This is a genomic window from uncultured Aquincola sp., from assembly GCF_964001545.1.
GTDB lineage: Bacteria > Pseudomonadota > Gammaproteobacteria > Burkholderiales > Burkholderiaceae_C > Aquincola.
Genome location: NZ_CAXFDV010000630.1, coordinates 1 through 3,730, shown reverse-complemented (window position 1 = coordinate 3,730; position 3,730 = coordinate 1). Strand labels below are relative to the sequence as shown.

2 protein-coding genes are annotated in these 3,730 nt (G+C 69.3%); one reads left to right on the top strand and one right to left on the bottom strand.

Annotated elements, in window-relative coordinates; genetic code table 11:
* Positions 1-168 precede the first annotated feature (168 nt).
* Positions 169-471 carry an urease subunit gamma gene (gene ureA, locus ABNT58_RS22000; protein WP_250197457.1) on the bottom strand — a complete coding sequence of 101 codons (303 nt, stop codon included), beginning with the start codon at positions 469-471 and terminating at the stop codon, positions 169-171.
* Between the two features lie 66 nt (positions 472-537).
* On the opposite strand from ureA, the gene ABNT58_RS21995 reads away from it, so the two are divergent.
* On the top strand, positions 538-3,730 hold a 3,193-nt coding region (locus ABNT58_RS21995; protein ID WP_348755543.1), incomplete at its 3' end, for an ATP-binding protein.

The window sequence follows — 3,730 nt, the reverse complement described above, 5'->3', positions numbered from 1 at the left end:
TGGTGGGCCGCACCATCCTGGCCCACGTGGGCAGAGGCGATCAGCGGCAGCGCGGCGGCGGCCAGGCCCAGCAGGGCGGCGCGGCAGGGGCGATGGGTCATCGGCAGTCCTTCTTGTGTCAGGCGGGAAGTGGCCGCAAGCGCCACAAAGGTGCGCTTGCCGGCGGGCTCATGCAATGGGTTGGTGCACCGTCACCAATTTGGTGCCATCGGGGAAGGTGGCTTCGACCTGGATCTCGGGGATCATCTCGGCGATGCCGTCCATCACGTCGGCCCGGGTGAGCACGGTCTTGCCCTCGCTCATCAGCGCGGCGACGCTCTTGCCGTCGCGGGCGCCTTCCATGATGGCGGCGCTGATCAGCGCCACCGCCTCGGGGTAGTTGAGCTTGAGGCCGCGGGCCTTGCGGCGTTCGGCCAGCAAGGCGGCGGTGAAGATCAGGAGCTTGTCCTTCTCGCGGGGCGTGAGTTCCATGGGACTGCTTTGAGCAGGATGGATGCCAGTGCCGCGGCATGGTGCGTTTCTTGATGCGCCATGGTGATGAAGGATGACAGCAGGACCGCGCCGCCGCAGCGCCTGGACGATGCGCCGCAGCGGGTGGTCAAGGTGCGCCGCGACTACAACAGCTGGGTCGGCAGCGAGACCATGGAGGACTACGCGCTGCGCTTCACCGCGCGCTCGTTCCGCAAGTGGTCGCCCTGGCGGGTGGCCAACACCGCCTTCGGTGCCGCCTCGTTTCTGGTGCTGGAAGCGGTGGGCGCCACGCTGCTGGTGCAGTACGGCTTTGCCAACGCCTTCTGGGCCATCCTGTGCACCGGGCTGATCATCTTCGCGGCCGGCCTGCCCATCAGCATCTACGCGGCGCGCTACGGCGTCGACATGGACCTGCTGACCCGCGGCGCCGGCTTCGGCTACATCGGCAGCACCATCACCTCGCTCATCTACGCCAGCTTCACCTTCATCTTCTTCGCGCTGGAAGCGGCGGTGATGGCCTATGCGCTGGACCTGGCCTTCGACATCCCCCCGGCCTGGGGTTACCTGATCTGCGCGCTGGTGGTCATTCCGCTGGTCACCCACGGCGTGACCATGATCAGCCGGCTGCAGGTGTGGACACAGCCGCTGTGGCTGCTGATGCTGGTGCTGCCTTTCGTCTACGTGTTCCAGGCCTACCCGGGCGTGCTTGGTGAGCTGTCGGGCTACGGCGGCGCCAACGACACGCCCGCCTTCAGCCTGCTGGGCTTCGGCGCGGCGCTCACCGTGGGCATTGCGCTGATCACGCAGATGGGCGAGCAGGCCGACTACCTGCGCTTCATGCCCGAGCCCGCCACCCCGCGCGACAGGCGCCGCTGGTGGGCCGGCGTGCTGGTGGGCGGGCCGGGCTGGGTGGTGCTGGGCGTGGTCAAGATGCTGGCCGGCACGCTGCTGGCCTACATCGCGCTGTCGCACATGGTGCCGGCCGAGCGCGCGGTCGACCCCAACCAGATGTACGTGAACGCCTGGAACCTGGTGTTTCCGCACTACGGCTGGGCGGTGGCGGCCACGGCGCTGTTCGTGGTCATCTCGCAGCTCAAGATCAATGTCACCAATGCCTATGCCGGCTCGCTGGCCTGGAGCAACTTCTTCGCGCGGCTGACGCACAGCCACCCGGGGCGCGTGGTGTGGGTGGTGTTCAACACCCTCATCGCGCTGATGCTGATGGAACTGGACGTGTTCCAGGCCCTGGGCCATGTGCTGGGGCTGTACTCCAACCTGGCCATCAGCTGGATGATGGCGGTGGTGGCCGATCTGGTGATCAACAAGCCCATGGGCTGGAGCCCGCGCGGCATCGAGTTCAAGCGCGCCTTCCTGTACGACGTCAACCCGGTGGGCGTGGGCGCGATGGGCATCGCGTCGGTGCTGTCGGTGGCGGCGCACATGGGCGCCTTCGGCGAGCTGGCACAGGCGTTTTCGGCCGTCATCGCGATGGTCACGGCCTTCGTCGTGTCGCCGCTGATCGCCTGGGCCACCGGTGGCCGCTACTACCTGGCGCGGCACGACGGCGCCGGTCCGCCGCCGCCGGCGGTGCCGGGGCGGCGCATCTTCCGGCTGGTGCCGGTGGCGTCCAAAGAGGCCGCTGCGCAGCCGGCCGCGCTCAAGCACTACGGCCTGCAGCGCTGCTGCATCTGCGAGCGCGACTACGAGCACGACGACATGGCCCATTGCCCGGCCTACCAGGGGCCGATCTGCTCGCTGTGCTGCTCGCTCGACGCGCGCTGCGGCGACCTGTGCAAGCCCGATGCGCGGCTGGCCGCGCAATGGACCGCGCTGCTGCGCAAGCTGATGCCGCGTGCGCTGTGGCCGTCCATCGACTCGGGCCTGGGCCACTACCTGATGGTGATGCTGATGGTGGTGCCGGTGCTGGGCCTGCTGTTCGGCGCGCTGTATGCGCATGAGCTGCGGCTGCTGGGCGAGGCCGGCGTGGCGGTGCAGCCGGCGCTGCGGCTGGGCTTCATCAAGGCCTTCGCGGCGCTGCTGCTCATCTCGGGCATCGTGGCCTGGTGGCTGGTGCTCACGCACAAGAGCCGGCAGGTGGCGCAGGAAGAATCCAACCGCCAGACCCAGGCGCTGCACGAGCAGACGCAGGCGCTGCAGCGCGAGGCCGAATCGCACCGCCGCACCGACGCCGCGCTGCAGCAGGCCAAGCGCGCCGCCGATGCGGCCAACCAGGCCAAGAGCCGCTACATCACGACCATCAGCCATGAGCTGCGCACGCCGCTCAACAGCATCCTGGGCTATGCCCAGCTGCTCGACGAAGACGAGCACATGCCCGAGCACCGCAAGCGCGCGGTCAGCGTGATCCGCCGCGGCGGCGACCACCTGCTGAGCCTGATCGAAGGCACGCTGGACATCGCCCGCATCGAAGGCGGCAAGTTCAGCCTCAGCCCGCAGCCGATGCGCTTTCGCGAATGCGTGCATGAGCTGGCGCGCCTGTTCGAGCTGCAGGCCGCCGGCAAGGGCATCGCCTTCGAGCCGCAGATCGCCGACAGCCTGCCCGACGTGGTGCGGGCCGACGAGAAGCGGCTGCGGCAGATCCTGATCAACGTGCTGGGCAATGCGGTGAAGTTCACCGCGAGGGGGCGGGTGATCTTCCGCGTCAGCTGGGCGCGCGAGCTGGCCCGCTTCGAGATCGAGGACACCGGCCCCGGCATGAGCGAAGCCGAGCTGGAACGGGTGTTCGAGCCCTTCATGCGCGGCTCGGCCGCCGGCATGTCGGCCAGCGGCGGCACCGGCCTGGGCCTGACTATCGCCAAGATGCTGACCGACCTGATGGGCGGCGAGATGCGGGTGCACAGCGAGCCCGGCGTGGGCAGCCGCTTCACCATCCGCCTGTTCCTGCCCGAGATGCGGGCCGAGCTCACCCGGCCTGCCGAGGCACCGCGCCGGCGCACCGGCTACGTGGGCGCGCGCCGCAAGGTGCTGGTGGTGGACAACGAAGAGGTGGACCGCGGCTTTCTGGCCAGCGTGCTGGAGCCGCTGGGCTTTGAAGTGGCGCAGGCCGCCTCGGGCGAAGAGGCGCTGGCCCGCGTGGCCGGACTGGCACCCGACGCCATCCTGATGGACCTGGCGATGCCCGGCATCGACGGCTGGGAGACGCTGCGCCGCCTGCGTGCGCAGGGCTTGAGTGCCGCGCCCGCGGCCATCGTCTCGGCCAATGCCTTCGACAAGGGGCTGGACAACGACGTCGGCATCGCGC

Bases quoted from the DNA above. Each gene is read 5' to 3' on its own strand.
- ureA (WP_250197457.1), bottom strand. From the start codon at position 471: ATGGAACTCACGCCCCGCGAGAAGGACAAGCTCCTGATCTTCACCGCC.